The 17,203-nt window shown below is 60.1% G+C and carries 20 protein-coding genes; 13 read left to right on the top strand and 7 right to left on the bottom strand.

Features of this window, described 5'->3' with window-relative positions:
• Positions 1–166: 166 nt before the first annotated feature.
• Complete coding sequence (gene ctpM, locus NL116_RS20795; RefSeq protein WP_494373826.1) at positions 167–1,849, top strand: methyl-accepting chemotaxis protein CtpM; 1,683 nt, start codon at positions 167–169, stop codon at positions 1,847–1,849.
• Positions 1,850–1,956: 107 nt separating this feature from the next.
• Here the strand turns inward: ctpM and NL116_RS20790 are convergent, their stop codons facing one another.
• Positions 1,957–2,226, bottom strand: coding sequence for a short-chain dehydrogenase (locus tag NL116_RS20790; protein WP_123432459.1), 270 nt, complete (start codon positions 2,224–2,226; stop codon positions 1,957–1,959).
• Positions 2,223–2,507, bottom strand: coding sequence for a DUF3077 domain-containing protein (locus NL116_RS20785; protein WP_494373825.1), 285 nt, complete (start codon positions 2,505–2,507; stop codon positions 2,223–2,225). Before NL116_RS20785 ends, NL116_RS20790 begins: the two co-directional genes overlap by 4 nt.
• A gap of 387 nt (positions 2,508–2,894) precedes the next feature.
• Between NL116_RS20785 and NL116_RS20780 the strand changes: the two genes are divergently transcribed.
• Positions 2,895–3,401 (top strand): hypothetical protein, encoded by a 507-nt coding sequence (locus NL116_RS20780; protein WP_494378103.1) that lies wholly within the window; start codon positions 2,895–2,897, stop codon positions 3,399–3,401.
• Between the two features lie 24 nt (positions 3,402–3,425).
• Here NL116_RS20780 and NL116_RS20775 read toward each other — a convergent pair whose 3' ends face one another.
• A complete protein-coding gene (locus NL116_RS20775) occupies positions 3,426–4,361 on the bottom strand; it encodes a LysR family transcriptional regulator (RefSeq protein ID WP_494373824.1) in 936 nt (311 codons plus the stop codon).
• 238 nt (positions 4,362–4,599) lie between these two features.
• Here NL116_RS20775 and NL116_RS20770 point away from each other — a divergent pair, with 238 nt between their 5' ends.
• The 3 genes from NL116_RS20770 (at position 4,600) to NL116_RS20760 (ending at position 5,780) form a co-directional block, all read left to right on the top strand.
• Positions 4,600–5,085 (top strand): DMT family transporter, encoded by a 486-nt coding sequence (locus NL116_RS20770; RefSeq protein ID WP_494373823.1) that lies wholly within the window; start codon positions 4,600–4,602, stop codon positions 5,083–5,085.
• Entirely contained in the window at positions 5,085–5,540 is a 456-nt protein-coding gene (locus NL116_RS20765) for a DMT family transporter (protein WP_494373822.1), read from the top strand. The genes NL116_RS20770 and NL116_RS20765 overlap by 1 nt, the downstream gene beginning before the upstream one ends.
• 72 nt (positions 5,541–5,612) lie before the next feature.
• Positions 5,613–5,780 (top strand): metallothionein, encoded by a 168-nt coding sequence (locus NL116_RS20760; protein WP_494373821.1) that lies wholly within the window; start codon positions 5,613–5,615, stop codon positions 5,778–5,780.
• Positions 5,781–5,820: 40 nt separating this feature from the next.
• Here the strand turns inward: NL116_RS20760 and NL116_RS20755 are convergent, their stop codons facing one another.
• Entirely contained in the window at positions 5,821–6,048 is a 228-nt protein-coding gene (locus NL116_RS20755; protein ID WP_494373820.1) for a DUF6555 family protein, read from the bottom strand.
• Between the two features lie 146 nt (positions 6,049–6,194).
• On the opposite strand from NL116_RS20755, the gene NL116_RS20750 reads away from it, so the two are divergent.
• From NL116_RS20750 to mnmH, 5 genes are all read left to right on the top strand, one after another.
• Positions 6,195–6,974 (top strand): AraC family transcriptional regulator, encoded by a 780-nt coding sequence (locus NL116_RS20750; protein ID WP_494373819.1) that lies wholly within the window; start codon positions 6,195–6,197, stop codon positions 6,972–6,974.
• A gap of 105 nt (positions 6,975–7,079) precedes the next feature.
• Positions 7,080–7,253, top strand: a complete 174-nt coding sequence (locus NL116_RS20745; RefSeq protein WP_081744004.1) for a DUF1427 family protein — start codon at positions 7,080–7,082, stop codon at positions 7,251–7,253.
• 27 nt (positions 7,254–7,280) lie between these two features.
• Positions 7,281–8,237, top strand: a complete 957-nt coding sequence (locus NL116_RS20740; RefSeq protein WP_494373818.1) for a quinone oxidoreductase family protein — start codon at positions 7,281–7,283, stop codon at positions 8,235–8,237.
• A gap of 119 nt (positions 8,238–8,356) precedes the next feature.
• Positions 8,357–9,391: a selenide, water dikinase SelD gene (gene selD, locus NL116_RS20735; protein WP_027925430.1), complete on the top strand. Its 1,035-nt coding sequence runs from the start codon at positions 8,357–8,359 to the stop codon at positions 9,389–9,391.
• Positions 9,391–10,494 carry a tRNA 2-selenouridine(34) synthase MnmH gene (mnmH, locus tag NL116_RS20730; RefSeq protein ID WP_494373817.1) on the top strand — a complete coding sequence of 368 codons (1,104 nt, stop codon included), beginning with the start codon at positions 9,391–9,393 and terminating at the stop codon, positions 10,492–10,494. The genes selD and mnmH overlap by 1 nt, the downstream gene beginning before the upstream one ends.
• Positions 10,495–10,630: 136 nt before the next feature.
• On the opposite strand, the gene NL116_RS20725 is transcribed toward mnmH, so the two are convergent.
• Both NL116_RS20725 and NL116_RS20720 read right to left on the bottom strand, forming a co-directional pair.
• Positions 10,631–11,686, bottom strand: coding sequence for a permease (locus NL116_RS20725; RefSeq protein ID WP_494373816.1), 1,056 nt, complete (start codon positions 11,684–11,686; stop codon positions 10,631–10,633).
• Between the two features lie 91 nt (positions 11,687–11,777).
• The gene (locus tag NL116_RS20720) at positions 11,778–12,449 is read right to left on the bottom strand and encodes a histidine phosphatase family protein (RefSeq protein WP_494378102.1); all 672 of its coding nucleotides are present in this window, start codon (positions 12,447–12,449) and stop codon (positions 11,778–11,780) included.
• 373 nt (positions 12,450–12,822) lie between these two features.
• Between NL116_RS20720 and NL116_RS20715 the strand changes: the two genes are divergently transcribed.
• The 3 genes from NL116_RS20715 to hemB all read left to right on the top strand — a co-directional run bounded on the left by NL116_RS20715 (position 12,823) and on the right by hemB (position 15,563).
• Positions 12,823–13,527 carry a glutathione S-transferase family protein gene (locus tag NL116_RS20715; RefSeq protein ID WP_494373815.1) on the top strand — a complete coding sequence of 235 codons (705 nt, stop codon included), beginning with the start codon at positions 12,823–12,825 and terminating at the stop codon, positions 13,525–13,527.
• Positions 13,528–13,551: 24 nt separating this feature from the next.
• Positions 13,552–14,394 carry a PhzF family phenazine biosynthesis protein gene (locus NL116_RS20710; RefSeq protein WP_494373814.1) on the top strand — a complete coding sequence of 281 codons (843 nt, stop codon included), beginning with the start codon at positions 13,552–13,554 and terminating at the stop codon, positions 14,392–14,394.
• A 194-nt stretch (positions 14,395–14,588) separates the two neighbouring features.
• On the top strand, positions 14,589–15,563 hold the full coding sequence (hemB, locus tag NL116_RS20705; protein ID WP_494373813.1) for a porphobilinogen synthase: 975 nt from the start codon (positions 14,589–14,591) through the stop codon (positions 15,561–15,563).
• A gap of 24 nt (positions 15,564–15,587) precedes the next feature.
• Here hemB and NL116_RS20700 read toward each other — a convergent pair whose 3' ends face one another.
• Positions 15,588–17,123 (bottom strand): FAD-dependent oxidoreductase, encoded by a 1,536-nt coding sequence (locus NL116_RS20700; RefSeq protein ID WP_494373812.1) that lies wholly within the window; start codon positions 17,121–17,123, stop codon positions 15,588–15,590.
• Positions 17,124–17,203: the final 80 nt, after the last annotated feature.

Genomic DNA, 17,203 nt, shown 5'->3' with positions numbered 1-17,203 from the left:
CTGCTCGCGATAGCGGTATGTCTGTCACATCGATGTTGGATGTGCTGCCGTCATCGCGAGCAGGCTCACTCCTACAAGGGACCTCATTGCCCGGTAGCTCAACTTTTGGCCCGGCGTGCCGTTAAAGCCTTTAACCACGCCAACAAAACCAAAAGAGTGAACCGTCATGCGCATGAGCCTGAAGGCTAAAGTCCTGTCCCTTGCCGTTCTCCCGGTGTTGCTCTTTGCCCTGGTTATCAGCCTGACCACGCTGTTCGTGCTTCAGGAACAGGCGCACAAGGAAGTCGAGGAAACGCGTCAGCGCCTGCTCAGCGATGCCAAGGCCACTCTGCAAAGCTACGTGGCCGTGGCCATGACCACCATCAAACCGCTCTACGACGCGGCCACCCCCGGCGATGACGCCGCTCGGGCGCAGGTGATCAAGTTGCTGTCGGGCATCACCTACGGCAAGGAAGGCTACTTCTTCGGCTACGACTCCAACACGGTTCGCCTGTTCAAGGCCAACAGCCCCGAAGGCGTGGGCCAGAGCTTCAAGGATAACCGCGATCCGAACGGCGTCTACGTCAACCGTGACCTGGTGAAAGTCGCCAAGGACGGGACTCACTACCTGCAATACAGCTCGCCACTGCCCGGCAACACCCAGGTGCTGGTGCCTAAACTCGGTTACACCGAATACCTGTCGAAGTGGGACATGGCCGTGGGTACCTCGGTCAACCTTGACGGCATTGAAGCGCAAGTCGCTCTGGTAGAGGCCAAGGTTCAGGACCGGATGGAAGGCGTGGTGCTGAGCATCGTCGGGATTGCCGTGGTGGTGCTGCTGGTGATCGCGGCCGTCGGTATGCTGCTGGCCAACACCATCCTGCGCCCGCTGAACCTGATGAAAGCCAACCTTGATGACATTGCGGCGGGCGAGGGCGACCTGACCCGTCGCCTGACCATCACCAGCCAGGACGAACTCGGTGAACTGGCCGGCTCGTTCAACCGCTTTGTGGACAAGATCCACAGCCTGGTGCGCCAGATCACTGAAATGACCACGCAACTGACCGGGCTGGTGAACCAGGTGTCCGATCAGGCCCAGCGTTCGGACCAGGCCATGGAGCGTCAGCGTCACGAGACGGATCAGGTCGCTACAGCGATCAACGAAATGTCGGCGGCGGCGCAGGAAGTGGCGAAAAGTGCACAAAACGCAGCCGTCGCAGCACAGCAGACCGACGAAGAAGGTCAGGCCGCCAAGCGCGTGGTGGCGGGCAGTATCGTCAAGATTCATGCACTGGTGGACGACATCCGCAGCAGCGGCGTGTCCCTGGACAGCCTGCAAAAAGACGTGTCATCGATTGTCAGCGTCCTCGGGGTGATCCGTTCGATTGCCGATCAGACCAACCTGTTGGCGCTCAACGCTGCGATTGAAGCGGCACGCGCCGGTGAAGCGGGCCGTGGATTTGCGGTGGTGGCTGATGAGGTTCGGGCGCTGGCCAGTCGCACGCAGATCAGCACCCAGGAAATCCAGAGCATGATCGACCGCTTGCAGGCCGGCACTCAATCGGCGGTGGAAGCCATGCGCCGTTCCAGCGAAGCCGGCGACGGCACGTCCGCGCAGGCCAACGAGGCGGGCGCCTCGCTGGACACCATGGCGCAGTTGATTGGCACCATCAACTCGATGAACGCGCAAATCGCCAGCGCCGCGGAGGAGCAAACGGCGGTGGCCGAAGAGATCAACCGCAGCGTGCATCAGATTGCAGTGGCCGTGGACAACGTGGCGGATGAAACCCAACTCGGCGCCCAGACGTCGCGCAGCCTGGCTGACCTGGGTCAGCGCCTCGGCAAACTGGTCGGCCAGTTCCGTATCTGACACCACATATAACCTGTGGGAGCGAGCTTGCTCGCGATAGCGGAGTGTCAGCCAACATCAATGTTGGATGTGCCGCCCTCATCGCGAGCACGCTCGCTCCCACGAGGCTAAACCACCGCAGCCCGAATCTGTCGTCCCAAGACATCCATCACATCACAACCATCGCGCAACAACATCGCCGCAGCCTTCGCCAATTGCTGCACATCAGCCCCTTTGGCCCGGGTTATGTCCAGACTCGCCAAGCTTTCCATCATCTGCGTCACAGTCAGAAATCGTGAGGCGGCATTGCTGTGCAAGACATCCAGCGGTGCCTGAGTGGAAACAAGTAAAACCGGAACATCACTCTCGTTGTTGGTCATCGGCATATGCGGGTTCATGCATCACCTTCTGATTTTGCCGCGTGCATGCCGTCGATGGAGGCTTGAACCAATGAGCGTGCGGTGCCGAGCATTTGCTGGCTGGCCCAGCGTAGCGATGCGCCATGTTCCGGCCGTGTGGCGGTAGGGGCTTGATGGGCGAGAGCTTCTGCGCAACTGAGATAGACCGAAGCGTGTTCAAGGGCGTCGAGTAGCGGGATGCCGGGTTGAACGGCGAACAGGTGGTGGTCTACGTGATCGCAGGGGGCGAAAGGGGTGGAGTTTGTAGTTGGATTCGTCATGGGTGGAGCTCCGTGAAAGTTCAGAAAAGCTGCCACGAAAACGCCGTCAAACGAATTAGGGTGGCAACTGTGCGCAGGTTGACGGACCGGTCTCACGAACCCGGCGCACCCGAAGGTGCCCCACGCACAGTCGCCATATGCAATGAGCGGGCACAGAAGTGCTCGAGCAAAGGAAGGCTATGCGCGTCGTAAGAATGTCAGGCCGTCAAACCCGATCACGAATGAGTCGTGACAGGTGCGAGGATAGGGAGTGGTGGCAGGGCAGTCAATCGGCGAAAAGCCCGAAATGGCCGCTTTGCTTGTAGGCATGTTCTGGAACTGACAGTGACGCAAACTCCTCGTTGAAAAGTTGGTTACTTAAAGAAGTTTGAGTCGCGCTTGCAGGCTATGATCGAGCCTGAGTTTCGGGGCGTGATAGGAAAAAAAAGGATGTTTTCGAATATAAAGCTTGGTTTCCGGTGGGCCGTGTTGGTGTTGGTAAGCACGGCTGTAATTGCCTGTGTAGCGCTTCACGCCGTTTCGAAAACTCCTGATAGGGCAATGATTAAAACGAAAGAGCCTCTTCTCATCGAAGGGCCAAACGGTGATGAAAATTACTACGTGCTACCCCTCGGCACTACGCTGTATCACGACAAAAGCTTTCCCGAAGGACATGACCGTTATGTGGTTTATTTAAATCACAAGGGCGCTATAGCCCACGAAGAAGTGCCTATGAAGCCGGAATATGGCGGATCTTTTATCGATCCGCTTTGGGTGTCGAATGTCGATGCAGACACGTTGAAAGAAATTTTTAAGCGCTTTCCTCTATCCAAGGAAGATGTCGCTGCGGCCGTAAAGGCCAACGAAATCAGCAAGGAAGATTTGGCCGATATCATTCGCTCCATGCCGGAGTAATCGTATACCGTGCAGGGCAGGTCGCTACGGCCTGTCCCAATACGGCACAGGCCCAAAGCATTCCACAAAGAAATCAATCACCGTCCGCACCTTCACCGACAACCGTCGGCTGCCCGGCCACAACACCGCAATCTGCTGCGGCTCAAGGCTGTTGGATACCTCAAAGTCCCCCAGCACCGGCACCAGCGTGCCTTCGCGCACTGCCTCGCCAATCAACCACGACGGAAACATCACCAGCCCCAACCCTTGCTCCGCCGCTTGCAACAGGGTGTCGGCGTGGTTGCCGGTGATCGGCCCTTTGACCGAGTAGGGCGTCCAGTCCTGCTGATCCTGGCGGAAAAACCAGCGTTGCAGGCCGGTCGCGCCTTTGTAGGCCAGGCATTGGTGTGCCGCCAGATCTTCAGGATGCTGCGGCGTGCCGTGGCGTTTGAGGTAGGCCGGGCTGGCAGCGACTTGAAACCGGTGCGACGCGAGGATCCGTGCCTGCATGCTGGAGTCGTGCAGTGGCCCGATGCGAAACAGCAAGTCAGCGCCTTCTTGCAGCGGGTCGATGTAGTGGTCGGTTTGCTGGATATCCAGTTGCAGCTTCGGATAGCGCTCGCACAATTGCCCCAGCCATGGCGTCAGGTGCCGTTGGCCGAACACCACCGGGGCGTTGATTCGCACCAGCCCGCTGGGTTCGCTTTGCTGTTCCTGCAAGGCTTGCTCGGCTTCTTCCAGTTGCACCAGCACCAGTCGCGCATGATGGCCGAGCATGCGCCCGGCTTCGGTGGGCGTGACCGCGCGGGTATGGCGGTAGAGCAATTGCTGGTTCAGCGCTTGTTCCATCAGCTGGATCTGCCGGGAAATCGAAGAGGGCGCCAGACCTTCGCGCCGTGCCACTTCGGAAAAACTGCCGTAGTCGAGCACGGCGACAAACAGCCGAAGTGCCTTGAATCCGAGTTCATTGAGACCGTGCATGGTTCGTCCTGCTGTGCGGTTTACGCAAAAGTGTTGTCAGGATGCTCCCATTTATCGCAAAGCTCTGCCACCGGATAATGAGCATCGCTGAACCTGTAGGAGCTGGCGGTGCGGCGATCCGACTTGCCCGCGATGGCGGTCTGTCAGTCACATCGATATTCACTGATACGGCCTCATCGCGGGCAAGCCCGGCTCCTACAGGATCTCCGCCACAACTGATCACGAATAGGTTGCCCTTATGCAAGCGTCTTCAATCGACACCGCGGCCACACCCGCGACCAAACCCGGCCTGCGGCTATTGCTGCTGCCGCTGGTGATCCTCGCCGGCATGGGCCTTTCCGTGGAGGCCGGGTTGCTCGGGCCGCTCGGGGTTCAGGTCGGGCATTTGTGGGCGACGTTGAGCATTTTCGGGGTTGGCTCGGCGATTCTGTTTTTGCTGCTGTTGTTCAGCGGCCCGCAACACGGCCCGGCGTTGAACACGTTGCCGCGCTGGCAATTGATCGGCGGCTTTCTCGGGCCGATTTACGTGGTGGTGCTGACCCTGGCCACCCCACACATCGGCATTGCGATGACCATGATCGCGATCCTCTGCGGACAGGTTGGCAAAAGCGTGCTGATCGACCACTTCGGCTGGTTCGGTACCCGTCGCAAAAAGGTCAACGGTGAACGCTGGCTGGCCTTGCTGTTGATTGTCGTGGCACTTGTTCTGATCGCTCGGGGTTGATGATGAATCTGATTATTTTGTTGGCCGTGATCGTCGCGGCCGGTGCGGTGTTGAGTGTGCAGGCGGCGATCAATGGCCGTTTGGGCGAAACGGTCGGTGTGTTGCGCAGCAGTTTGCTGACCTTCGTGGTGGGGGCGGTGGTGACCGGGCTGCTGATCCTGTTTTTCGAGCCGGCACAGGCCGTGAGTTTGCTGGACGTGCCGAAGTGGCAGCTCAGCGGCGCACTGTTCGGCGTGGTGTACATGATGGTCATGGTCGGCGCGGTGCCAAGGATCGGCACGGCGGTGGCGACCGTGGCGGTGATTGTCGGGCAACTCGGCATGGGCATGCTGATCGACAATTTCGGCTGGCTGGGCAATCCGGCCATCGAACTGTCGAACAGCCGGATCGTGGCGATGGTGTGCCTGGGGCTGGCGTTGGTGTTCATGTATCGCAGCAGCACACGGCAGGCCTGACACAAACTCCTACACTGGTAAGACGGGCCGCCTGTGCGGCACCTCGACGACCACATCAATGGAGTCCGACTCATGATCAATAGTGACAGTATCTGCGATTGCCCCAAATGCTCATGCAAGCTGGGCGAGCATCCGATAGCGCGCCACGGTAAACACTATTGCTGCGAGGCCTGCGCCAAGCACCATGAACATGGCGAAGCATGCTCCAGCAAGGGCTGCAAGTGTGCTCACGGGAAGTAGTGCATTGCAAAATAATGGGGCCTGATCAGGCCCCATTTCATTAACTCGCCGGCCGCCACTTCACATTCTCGACCCCGAACTTTTCCGCCATCGGTTTGCTGGTCTTTTGCACCTTCTCGCGGCCGAATCGCGGGATTCTGCCCACTCCGGCGTCGCAGCTCGCCCAATGCCAGGCCTCCGCGTTGTTCATCTTGTCCAGGCGGATGATGAATGACTTGGGGACGCCATGAAGGGTGTATTCAATGACGAATAGTTTTGCGTTGTTCATAAAGCCCGTATTCCTCCCTGTGGTAATAGAAGGATCGTTGGGGTTACGGAAAATTCAGTCTTATTGTCAGACGGCGGCGGCCAGTGGCGACAAGGCCGTGGGCTGGTTACCATGCATGACCTGAAAACCTCAATGATTGCTGTCCCATGGCCCTTGCCGCGCCCCCTGACCTGAGTGACACCGATGTGCCCGTGCAACCGCTGGCGCGCACCTATCCGCGTGGCCTTTTTATCGAGCCGCACGAACATGTCTGGGGCCAATTGCTGTATGCAATGAGCGGGGTGATGTGGGTTGAAACGCCTCACGAGGCGTTGGTGGTGCCGCCGCAACGGGCGGTATGGCTACCGCCGGGCGTACCTCACGGGATTCGTGTGGTGTCGGACCTGCAGATGCGCAACATCTATCTGCGGCCGTCCCTGGCCGCCACGCTGGACAATACGGTCCAGGTCATCGAAGTCGGCGGCTTGCTGCGTGAATTGATCCTGGGCTTGGTCGAGCAGGGCAACGAAAGTGCGCCCGAGTATTACGAAGCGCTGGTCGGCCTGGCGCTGCTGGAGCTTAGACGAGCCAGGCGCTCTCTGTTGAAAATCCCATTGCCCGATGATTCCGACCGACGCCTGATGAGCCTCTGTCAGGCGGTCATGGCCGTACCCTCACTGGACATCCCGTTCGAACAACACGCTGAAAACACCGGCGCCAGCGTGCGCACCCTGGCGCGCTTGTTCAAGGACGGTCTGGGCATGGGCTTCGCCGAGTGGCGACGACAGGTGCAGTTGGCGACGGCGGTTGCCGAGCTGATTCAGGGCGTGCCGGTCAGCGCAATCGCCCGCGAGCTGGGCTATTCGCCGAGCAGTTTCAGTGACATGTTCCGCCGGGAGCTGGGTGTCGCGCCTTCACAATTTTCCAGCCATAACCGCGACCCCTAGCAGCCGGCATTGCGGGTTTGGCCGAAATTCAGAAGCACTTGGCCGGTGCCCACTGTCACCTCGCACTAGACTTTGGGCCTGTCTTCATTGCCCACGGAGTCCGCCATGAGCTACCTCATCTCGCTGGTCATCGGTCTGGGCGTCGGTTTGCTCTACGGCGCACTGGACTTTCGTTCCCCCGCACCACCGGCCATCGCGCTGGTCGGGCTGCTCGGCATGCTGGCCGGTGAAAAGTTGTGGCCCATGGGCCGGCAATTGGTCGCTGGATGGATCTCCTGAATCGTTCATTTTTCGATGGAAACGCTCATGAAAGCATTGCAGTTCGACAAAACAGGTGACCTCTCGGCCTTGCGCTACGTTGACGTGCCAACTCCTGTTCCCGGCGCCGATGAAGTGTTGGTGCAGATCAAGGCCGCTGGCCTCAACCCCAGCGATGTGAAGAACGTCCTGGGACGTTTCCCCTACACCACATTGCCAAGGATTCCCGGTCGCGATTTTGCCGGTGTCGTGGTTGAAGGACCGCAGGCATTGATCGGCCAGGAAGTCTGGGGCACCGGGCGTGAGCTGGGGTTCTTTGCCGACGGCTCCCATGCGCAATTCGTCAAGCTGCCGGCGAACGGCGTGGCGCTCAAGCCAACCCACCTGAGTTTTGCCCAGGCCGCGAGCCTCGGCGTGCCCTATACCACGGCGTGGGATGCGTTGGAGCGCAGCCTGGTGACGGCGCAAACGCGGTTATTGGTGATCGGCGGCGGGGCGGTGGGCAGCGCGGCGTTGGCGCTGGCCAAGGTACGCGGCGCCCAGGTGCTGGCGGCGGCGCGGCGACCGGAACAGGTCAAGGAGTTGCAGGCTCAGGGCTTTCAGACCCTGCAACTGGATAAACCCGAGGACTTGGGCGCCCAGGTGAACGCCGTGTACAGCGGCGGCGCCGACGTGATTTTCGACACCACCGGCTTCTGGCTCCCGGCCTCGGTCGCGGCCCTGGCCACCTTCGGCCGCATCGCCATCATCGCCGCGCCGGTAGACGGCATGGTGCAACTGCCGGCCCTCGCGCTGTATCGCAAGGGCGGCTCAGTGGTGGGGATCAATTCGTTGCTGTATGGGGTTCAGGCGTGTGCAGCGATGCTCGATCACTTCGGTAAGTTCTTTGATCAGGATTTGTTGCCGTTGCCCGAGGGGTTGTTTGAATCACCGCTGGCGGAAGGCCTTGAGCGGTACTCGGAAGTGAATCAGGGGGCTGGTGACAAGGTGATTCTGTTGCCATAACTGACACTGATGCTGGTTGTACCGGCCCCTTCGGGCGGCGTTCCGACGATGGGGCCGGCACAGTCGCCATCAATCTCGTCTGCTAGAATCGGCCGCATTGATCCCATAAGGTGCACCCCATGAGCGAGCCGATTCGTCTGACCCAATACAGCCACGGCGCAGGATGTGGTTGCAAAATCTCGCCTCAGGTTCTGGAAGTGATTCTGGCCGGCAGCGGGGCGCAGAACCTCGACCCCAAACTCTGGGTCGGCAACGCCTCGCGCGATGACGCGGCGGTGTACGCCATTGATGAAGAACGCGGCGTGGTCTCGACCACGGATTTCTTCATGCCCATCGTCGACGACCCGTTCGACTTCGGCCGCATCGCCGCCACCAATGCCATCAGCGACATTTATGCCATGGGCGGCGACCCGTTGATGGCCATTGCGATTCTCGGCTGGCCGGTGAATGTGCTGGCGCCGGAAATTGCCCGTGAAGTGATTCGCGGCGGCCGCTCGGTCTGCGACGAGGCCGGGATCCCGCTGGCGGGTGGGCACTCCATCGATGCACCGGAGCCGATCTTCGGCCTGGCCGTGACCGGTCTGGTGGAAAAACGCCACATGAAGCGCAACGACACGGCTACGGCTGGTTGTCTGCTCTATCTGACCAAGCCGCTGGGCATCGGCATCCTCACCACCGCCGAGAAGAAGGGCAAGTTGCGCACCGCCGACATTGGCCTGGCCCGCGACTGGATGTGCACCCTGAACAAACCCGGCAGCCGTTTCGGCAAGCTTGACGGCGTGACCGCGATGACTGACGTCACCGGGTTTGGTCTGCTGGGGCACCTGGTGGAAATGGCCGACGGCAGCCAACTGACCGCCCGCATCGAATACAACCGTGTGCCACGTCTGCCGGGTGTCGAGTATTACCTCGAGCAGGGCTGCGTGCCGGGCGGGACACTGCGCAATTTCGACAGTTACGCCAGCAAACTGGGACGTCTTCAGGAATTGCACAAACGCGTGCTGTGCGATCCGCAGACCAGTGGTGGCCTGCTGATTGCGGTCACGCCCGAGGGCAATGAACGGTTCCTTGCGGTGGCGGCGGAACTGGGCCTGAACCTGGAACCGATCGGTGAACTGGTTGAGCGACAGACACACGCGGTTGAGGTGTTTTGATGTCGATCGACTTCACCGATTACCGCGAGATCTTTCTCAACGACCGACCGATGATGGATGCCCGCGCGCCGGTGGAATTCAGCAAGGGTTCATTCCCCGGCGTGGTCAACCTGCCGCTGATGAATGACAGCGAGCGCCAGCGCATCGGCACCTGCTACAAGCAGCACGGGCAGCAGGCCGCCATTACGCTGGGGCATCAACTGGTGTCCGGCGAGATCAAGGCTGAGCGCATCCAGGCCTGGGCCGATTTTGCCCGGATGCACCCTGAGGGGTATTTGTATTGTTTTCGCGGCGGTTTGCGCTCGCAGATCGTCCAGCAGTGGCTCAAGGACGAGACTGGCATTGACTATCCTCGGGTGGGTGGCGGCTACAAGGCCATGCGCACTTTCTTGTTGGACACGCTCGATCAGGCGGTCGCCCAGTGCGATTTTGTCTTGTTGGGTGGGATGACCGGCACCGGCAAGACAGAGGTGCTGACGCAGTTGAGCAATGGTCTTGACCTAGAGGGCCACGCCAATCACCGCGGCTCCAGCTTCGGAAAGCGCGCGACCGGGCAACCGTCCAACATCGATTTCGAAAACCGTCTGGCAGTGGATGTCCTGAAGAAGCGTGCCCACGGCATCGAGCAGTTTGTACTGGAAGACGAGAGCCGGGCGGTCGGCAGTTGCGCCTTGCCGTTGCCGCTGTATCAGGGCATGCAGCAATTTTCAATGGTCTGGCTGGAAGACAGCCTTGAGGGCCGCGTCGAACGGATATTGCGCGACTACGTGGTGGACTTGTGTGCCGAGTTCATTGGCGTGCATGGCGATGAAGGCTTTGCGCGGTTTTCCGAGCGCTTGCTGGAAAGCCTCAACAACGTGCAGAAGCGCCTGGGTGGCGAGCGCCATCGGCGGATGCTGATAGTGATGGAAGAGGCCTTGGCGGAGCAGGGCCGAAGCGGCGCAGTGGACCTGCATCGGGGCTGGATCGAAGGGTTGCTACGTGAGTATTACGACCCGATGTATGCGTTTCAGCGGGAGAAGAAAGGGGCGCGGATTGAGTTTGCCGGGGAGAAGGCGGCGGTTCTTGAATACCTGCGGGAGCGGGTGAACCAGCGAGGGTGAATTGTCTTTTCCGGCCCCATCGCGAGCAAGCTCGCTCCCACATTAGATCTTCAGTGAACACAAATATCGTGTACCACCAGGATCCACTGTGGGAGCGAGCTTGCTCGCGAAGAGGCACTTGCAGGCGCCAAGTATCTTAGAGCAAAGCAGCCCCGATCAACCCGCTAACCACTCCAACGCCCATGGTCATCAGCGCCACGCTCACCAGCACCCGGGCATCGAAATCCTTGCGTAGCATCAGCAGTGACGGCAGGCTGATGCTCGGCAGGGTCATCAGCAACGCCACGGCCGGGGCGATGCCCATGCCCAAGGTCATCATGGTTTGCACGATCGGGATTTCCGCCGCGGTCGGAATCACAAACAACGTGCCGATGATCGCCAGCGGCACCAGCCAGAGCAGGCTGTTGGCCATGGCCCCGTCAATATGCGGAAACACCCAGACCCGCACCGCGCCCAGCACCATGACCGCCACGATGTAAACCGGAATAGTGCTCCAGAACAACTGCCACAGGGTTTTACCCCAGCGCGTCAGGAAGGGTTGCGTGTCTTTCTCGCTGGCTTCGGCGACCGCCTCGACAGCCGCTTCAGGCAGTGTTTCCGGACCACTGATGCGCTGAGCGACCATCGACACCCCGAACACCAGCACAATCCCTGCAACCAGGCGCAACGCCGTGAACCCCCAACCCAGCACAAATCCCATGAACACCAGGGTCGCCGGGTTGAGCACCGGGTTGCCAATCCAGAAGGCCAGTGCTGCGCCAACCGAGACATTCGAGCGTCGCATGCTCGCGGCCACCGGGGCGGCGCAGCACGAGCACATCATCCCCGGCAGGGCGAACAGGCCGCCGCGCAGGGTCGACGCGAAGCTGGCGCGACCGAACAGGCGCAACAGCCAGTCCCGTGGAATCAACACTTGCAGGAGGGAACCGAGAATCACCGCCAGTACGGCGGCTTTCCAGATCGCCAGGAAATACACCTTGGCATAGGTCAGGGCAGCGGCCAGCGGCGCGGTCTGTTCGTCGTTGAGGATGGAGGCGCCGATGCTGTGGTTGTCAGCGGCGATGAAGGCTTTCAGGTAGTAGGGCGACCACTTGACGTAATAGAGGCCGATACAGGCGACCAGGACGAAAAGAGCGGGTTTCCACCAGAACGACCAACCCCGGGCGGGGACAGCTGCGGAAGAGAGTGACATGGAGAGAGTCCAGACAAGGGAGAGTTGGATACATGATAGCCCGCCCCTTGACTGCCGTGGTCTTCACCGCGCGTGGGAAGTTGTCGACCGCTTAGGTCGGACAAGTCTGAGAGCCGTTATCCAGGCCTTGTTTGTAACTGTGACTGACGAGACTGGCCTTGCCGTTGTGCCAGGTCAGGGTCAGTACGTACACCGAATCGAAGTCGCTGGACTCCCAGTCCTCGGTGATGTTCTGTTTCTTGCCGACTGCATCTCCAGCGACTTTGTTGATCAACTCGGGCAGATAGCCGTGGGACCAGGCGGTGTAGATGATGGAGTTGTGGTACTTGTCGTGGAGCAATTCGTCCGCCAGGTCGCTGGTATCGTTGGCCGAGAACTTGATGTTGACCGGCAAGCCGAGCTTGATCGCGCTGGGGCTGATGGTCATCAGGGGACGGATGTAACTGTAGGAATTGTCCAGTTCGCCTTCCTCGACGTTGCGCGTCGGGTTGGCGGCAAACACGTAGTTGGCCTTGCCGAATTTTTCCGGCAACAAGGTGGCCAGGTCGATGGCGCGGTTGAGGCCCTGGCAATTGAGCTGGCCCAGACCTCCTTCGGGTTTTTCTGCGTGACGCAGGAACACCAGGGTCTGAGTGCCGTCCGCCGGTTGGGCGCGGCTTTCGCTGGACTCCAACGACAAAAACAACGCGCTCGCCGCCAGCAGCGCCGGCAGAAAAACATACGCACGGTGTTTGAAGCGTTTGGCGAATCTGGACAGGTTCATCATGTGAATAAGGGATCTTCAGCGCATTCAGTTAAGGCTGACAAACCTTTACACCACCAGCTCCCAGCTTCGGGTGTTTTCCATGTCGTTGGGCCGGTCCGTGTCCGAAAGGGCATTTCTCAGAGTCCTCTGAGCCTGTTTGGTTCGATACCGGCGAGTGCGCGGCACTTTATCGATAACCTTCAACAGCGTGCAGTCAAGGTTATCGACAAGATGTTGCGAATTTATGGACACCCTACACGTAGACGCGTTGGCGAAGGCTGACATCTTTTGATCGTCATCATCAGCGGTTTCGATAACGCGAAAAGATCGCAACCTGTGAGCACCAATCCTGGATTATGCTCAACCCTTTCTTAGGCGATGGAGGCTACTGATGACTGATCTGTCCACGTTCCCGATTACCCAAAAATGGCCGGCCCAATACCCTGACTGGATTCAGCTCTACTCCTTGCCTACCCCCAACGGCGTCAAAGTTTCGATCATGCTTGAAGAGATCGGGCTGCCCTACGAGCCGCATCGGGTCGGCTTCGACACTCAGGATCAACTGTCCCCCGAGTTTTTGTCGTTGAGCCCCAACAACAAGATCCCGGCCATCCTCGACCCTCATGGTCCCGAGGACAAACCCCTGCCATTGTTCGAGTCCGGGGCGATTCTGATTTACCTCGCCGACAAGAGCGGGCAGTTGCTCGCGCAGGAAACCGCCGCGCGTTACGAGACGATTCAGTGGCTGATGTTCCAGATGGGCGGCATCGGGCCGATGTTCGGCCAGGTTGGTTTTTTCAACAAATTTGCTGGCAAGGACTACGAAGACAAACGTCCCCGCGACCGTTACGTCGAGGAAAGTAGACGTTTGTTAAAGGTTTTGGATGGACGCCTTCAAGGGCGTGACTGGATCATGGGCGAACGCTACACCATCGCCGACATCGCGACGTTTCCGTGGGTGCGCAACCTGATCGGCTTCTACGAGGCCGGCGATCTGGTGGGCATCAAGGACTTCAAGAACGTCACGCGCGTGCTGGAGCGCTTCTTGGCGCGGCCGGCAGTGATCCGTGGGCTGGAAATCCCTAACCCTAAATAGAATGTTTCACGAACAAGGAAGATCATGCGTTCATTCGATTTCAAGCAAGTGGATGTCTTCAGCCGCGTCGCCCTGAAGGGCAATCCGCTGGCGGTTGTGTTCGGGGCCGACGCGCTCAGTGACGAACAAATGGCGGCGTTCGCGACCTGGACCAACCTCAGTGAAACCACGTTCGTGCTGGAACCGCGCGATCCGCGGGCCGACTATCGTGTGCGGATCTTCACCACCCTGAACGAGTTGCCTTTCGCCGGTCATCCGACCCTGGGCACTTGCCATGCCTGGCTTGAGGCGGGAGGCGTGCCCAAGGGCGAGGAGATCATTCAGGAGTGCGGAGTCGGGCTGGTACGGGTCCGTCGACAAGGCGCGGAGCTGGCCTTTCTCGCGCCACCCCTGATCAACGCCGGCCCGGTGGACGCCGAACGGGTGGAGCGCGTGCGACGCGGGCTCGGTCTGGCGGTCGGTGCGATTGTCCGGGCGCAGTGGGTGGATAACGGTGCTGGCTGGCTGGCGGTGATGCTCGCGGACCGCCAGCAGGTGCTGGACTTGCAACCGGATCACTCGCAAATGCTGGGCCTGGCGGTCGGCGTGATCGCACCGTGGAATCCCGTGCGTGATGGTGATGAAGCGCAATTCGAAGTACGGGCCTTTATCTCCGGGGATGGCATGCCGGAAGATCCGGCTACAGGCAGTTTGAATGCCGGGATAGCGCAGTGGTTACTCGCCGAGGGCTTGGCACCAGTGTCCTATGTGGTCAGCCAGGGCCTGACGATGGGGCGGGCGGGGCGCATTCAGGTGGATCAGGTGGGTGATGAAATCTGGATTGGGGGAGCGGTGGTGACCTGTATTTCCGGGACCCTGAAGCTTTAATTCTGTGTGAATCCAAACCTGTGAGAGCGAGCCTGCAACGTAGAGTCTCCCACAGGGTTCTGTGTTGGTCGCGGGGATTATTGCCGAACCGGTAAGGGTTTGTTCCGTGCCTGAGGTTTGTGCCTTGCACCGAGCAAGGCATAAGCTTCGCCCCCTACGACGTTAGTCTCATCCTCTGTTTTTCAGGAGTGCCCATGTCCAGCCAGTTCCCCGAAGCACGTCCACGCCGTCTGCGCCGCAATGCGAGCCTGCGCAGCCTGTTCCAGGAAACCGAATTCAGCTTGAACGATCTGGTGTTGCCGATTTTTGTCGAGGAAGAAATCGACGATTTCGTGCCGATCAAAAGCATGCCCGGCGTGATGCGCATTCCGGAGTCGAAACTGGCCGGAGAAATCGAGCGCTATGCCCGCGCCGGTATCAAGTCGGTCATGACCTTCGGCGTATCGCATCATCTGGACAGCAGCGGCAGCGACACCTGGAGCGACAACGGGCTGGTGTCGCGCATGTCGCGAATCGCCAAGGATGCCGTGCCGGACATGATTGTGATGTCTGACACATGCTTCTGCGAATACACCGACCACGGCCATTGCGGCGTGATGCACAACCACGAAGTCGATAACGACCAGACCCTGATCAACCTTGGTAAACAAGCGGTGGCTGCCGCGAGGGCGGGCGCCGATGTGATTGCTCCGTCGGCGGCGATGGACGGGCAGGTCCAGGCGATTCGCCGGGCGCTGGATGCCGCCGGTTTCAGCCAGACTGCGATCATGGCCTATTCGACCAAGTTCGCGTCGGCGCTCTACGGCCCGTTCCGTGAAGCCGGTGGCAGCGCACTCAAGGGTGATCGTAAAAGCTATCAAATGAATCCGATGAACCGCCGCGAAGCAGTACGCGAATCGCTGATGGACGAACAGGAAGGCGCGGACGCACTGATGGTCAAGCCGGCCGGCGCCTACCTCGACATCATCCGCGACATCCGCGAAGTGTCGCGTTTGCCGCTGTCGGCGTATCAGGTCAGCGGCGAGTACGCGATGATCAAATTCGCTGCGCAAGCAGGGGCGATCGATGAGGATCGAGTGGTGCGTGAAAGCCTGGGGGCGATCAAGCGGGCCGGTGCGGATCTGATCTTCACCTACTTCGCAATGGACCTGGCCCTGGCCGGGATCTAAACGCAACATGTCTACGGTGTTGAATCAGGGCGTGCCGAAGTAGGGCCGGATCCCGTGGTGCTTGAAGTACCGCTCAATCACTTTCGGATCGGAACACGTTTCGGCAATCGCCACGTACGTGTCCGGGCGCAGCAGGTAAAACCCGTTACGCCCCAACCCCGCCGCTTCAAACGCCGGTCGCCAGTCAAACACATGCAAAGGCAGATGGTGCTCGATGCACCAGGCGATCATTTCGTCGCTGGTGTCGCCATACACGTGCACCTGCCAGGTCGGATTTCTCAGTGATTCAAAGTTGTCACCCTCGCCATCATGCGCCCAGGGCAGGCGATCGCCGCCGTGTACGTGCCCGGCAACGCCGGTGCTCAACGGCATGCCGCGATAGTTCAGGGTGATCTGCGAGACCGTGCGAAACAGGAACTCGCGAGACGTTTCAAACGAGGCCATTTTGGGGATCACGAAGGGCGCTAGCCGTGTTCGCAGCACATCGGCCAAGCGTCCCTCTGCGGTGGCGAAACTGAATACGCGGTCGGTGGTGGCGACGAGTTTGCGCGCAAAGGCGATGCGCTCGGTTTCATAGGTATCGAGCAGTTTGGCCTCGGCTGCACCACCCAACACCGCTGCGAATTTCCACGCCAGGTTGATCGCGTCGCCAATCCCGGTGTTCATGCCCTGGCCCCCGGCCGGGCTGTGCACGTGGGCCGCGTCACCCAACAAAAACGCGCGCCCGGTGCGAAAGTGATCGGCCACCCGGTGATGCACCCGGTAAGTCGAGAACCAGTTGACGTGTCCGATCTGCACCTTCATGTGTTCGATGGCCCGGCTGCTGACGTCTTCAAAGTGCAAGGTGTCCGCCCGTTCGGCACGCTCGTCACGCACCGTGCCGATCAGCCGGGCTCGACCTTCTCCGGCCAGTGGGAACACCGCGAGGAAATCCGCTTCATCAAGGTCCACGTGCAGTTCGCCGTTGAGTGCCGGCCCGCTGGCCTGCACATCCGCCACGTAGAAAATCTGTTGGTAGGTGCCACCGGGAAACCCGGTGTCCAGCTTTTTACGCACTATCGAACGGGCGCCGTCGCAACCGGCCAGATAACACGCCTGGCAGGTTTCCTGTTGGCCATCGGGCAGGTGTAAGTGGGCGGTGATGCCATCGCCGGTTTCCTCGAAGTCCTCCAGTTCGGTGCCGCGTTCCACTTTGATGCCGAAGGTTTCAAGCCGCTCGATCAGTAGTCGTTCGTGCTGGTCTTGTGGAAAGATTTCCATGAAGGAATAGGGTGTCAGCCCTGCGCCGATGTTGCTCAGTGGCAATCGTGCAACCGATTCACCGCTGACCCAGAAATTGGCGCCTGCCACGCGATGACCCTTTTGCACCACGGCCTCGCTGAGGTCGAGCTGGCGATAAAGCTCCAGCGTCCGCGCCTGGACCGCCAGCGCACGCGACGTGGTACCGGGCGCCGACGTCTTGTCGATAATCCGCACGCGGATCCCCAGTTTGCTCAACCATAACGCCAGGACCAACCCGGTCGGGCCGGCGCCGACGATCAGTACGTCGCTACGATGCATGAGCCTGTCCTCCTCGGTGACTGGCTCAAGTATGGTTCAGGCGCAGCCGGCCGGAAGGCTGACCGCCCAACGGAAAAAGG

This window comes from Pseudomonas sp. FBCC-B1667, assembly GCF_059133255.1.
Note: the sequence above shows the minus strand (reverse complement) of the source record. Positions and strands in the feature narration are given on the sequence as shown.

What these genes read in the sequence shown, in the direction of transcription:
- mnmH (WP_494373817.1), top strand. Translation starts at nt 9,391, where the DNA reads ATGTCGATCGACTTCACCGATTACCGCGAGATCTTTCTCAACGACCGA.
- NL116_RS20715 (WP_494373815.1), top strand. Translation starts at nt 12,823, where the DNA reads ATGACTGATCTGTCCACGTTCCCGATTACCCAAAAATGGCCGGCCCAA.
- NL116_RS20720 (WP_494378102.1), bottom strand. Translation starts at nt 12,449, where the DNA reads ATGAACCTGTCCAGATTCGCCAAACGCTTCAAACACCGTGCGTATGTT.
- ctpM (WP_494373826.1), top strand. Translation starts at nt 167, where the DNA reads ATGCGCATGAGCCTGAAGGCTAAAGTCCTGTCCCTTGCCGTTCTCCCG.
- NL116_RS20725 (WP_494373816.1), bottom strand. Translation starts at nt 11,686, where the DNA reads ATGTCACTCTCTTCCGCAGCTGTCCCCGCCCGGGGTTGGTCGTTCTGG.
- NL116_RS20700 (WP_494373812.1), bottom strand. Translation starts at nt 17,123, where the DNA reads ATGCATCGTAGCGACGTACTGATCGTCGGCGCCGGCCCGACCGGGTTG.
- selD (WP_027925430.1), top strand. Translation starts at nt 8,357, where the DNA reads ATGAGCGAGCCGATTCGTCTGACCCAATACAGCCACGGCGCAGGATGT.
- NL116_RS20710 (WP_494373814.1), top strand. Translation starts at nt 13,552, where the DNA reads ATGCGTTCATTCGATTTCAAGCAAGTGGATGTCTTCAGCCGCGTCGCC.
- NL116_RS20755 (WP_494373820.1), bottom strand. Translation starts at nt 6,048, where the DNA reads ATGAACAACGCAAAACTATTCGTCATTGAATACACCCTTCATGGCGTC.
- NL116_RS20760 (WP_494373821.1), top strand. Translation starts at nt 5,613, where the DNA reads ATGATCAATAGTGACAGTATCTGCGATTGCCCCAAATGCTCATGCAAG.
- NL116_RS20780 (WP_494378103.1), top strand. Translation starts at nt 2,895, where the DNA reads ATGATCGAGCCTGAGTTTCGGGGCGTGATAGGAAAAAAAAGGATGTTT.
- NL116_RS20765 (WP_494373822.1), top strand. Translation starts at nt 5,085, where the DNA reads ATGATGAATCTGATTATTTTGTTGGCCGTGATCGTCGCGGCCGGTGCG.
- NL116_RS20770 (WP_494373823.1), top strand. Translation starts at nt 4,600, where the DNA reads ATGCAAGCGTCTTCAATCGACACCGCGGCCACACCCGCGACCAAACCC.
- NL116_RS20775 (WP_494373824.1), bottom strand. Translation starts at nt 4,361, where the DNA reads ATGCACGGTCTCAATGAACTCGGATTCAAGGCACTTCGGCTGTTTGTC.
- hemB (WP_494373813.1), top strand. Translation starts at nt 14,589, where the DNA reads ATGTCCAGCCAGTTCCCCGAAGCACGTCCACGCCGTCTGCGCCGCAAT.
- NL116_RS20750 (WP_494373819.1), top strand. Translation starts at nt 6,195, where the DNA reads ATGGCCCTTGCCGCGCCCCCTGACCTGAGTGACACCGATGTGCCCGTG.
- NL116_RS20745 (WP_081744004.1), top strand. Translation starts at nt 7,080, where the DNA reads ATGAGCTACCTCATCTCGCTGGTCATCGGTCTGGGCGTCGGTTTGCTC.
- NL116_RS20740 (WP_494373818.1), top strand. Translation starts at nt 7,281, where the DNA reads ATGAAAGCATTGCAGTTCGACAAAACAGGTGACCTCTCGGCCTTGCGC.
- NL116_RS20785 (WP_494373825.1), bottom strand. Translation starts at nt 2,507, where the DNA reads ATGACGAATCCAACTACAAACTCCACCCCTTTCGCCCCCTGCGATCAC.
- NL116_RS20790 (WP_123432459.1), bottom strand. Translation starts at nt 2,226, where the DNA reads ATGAACCCGCATATGCCGATGACCAACAACGAGAGTGATGTTCCGGTT.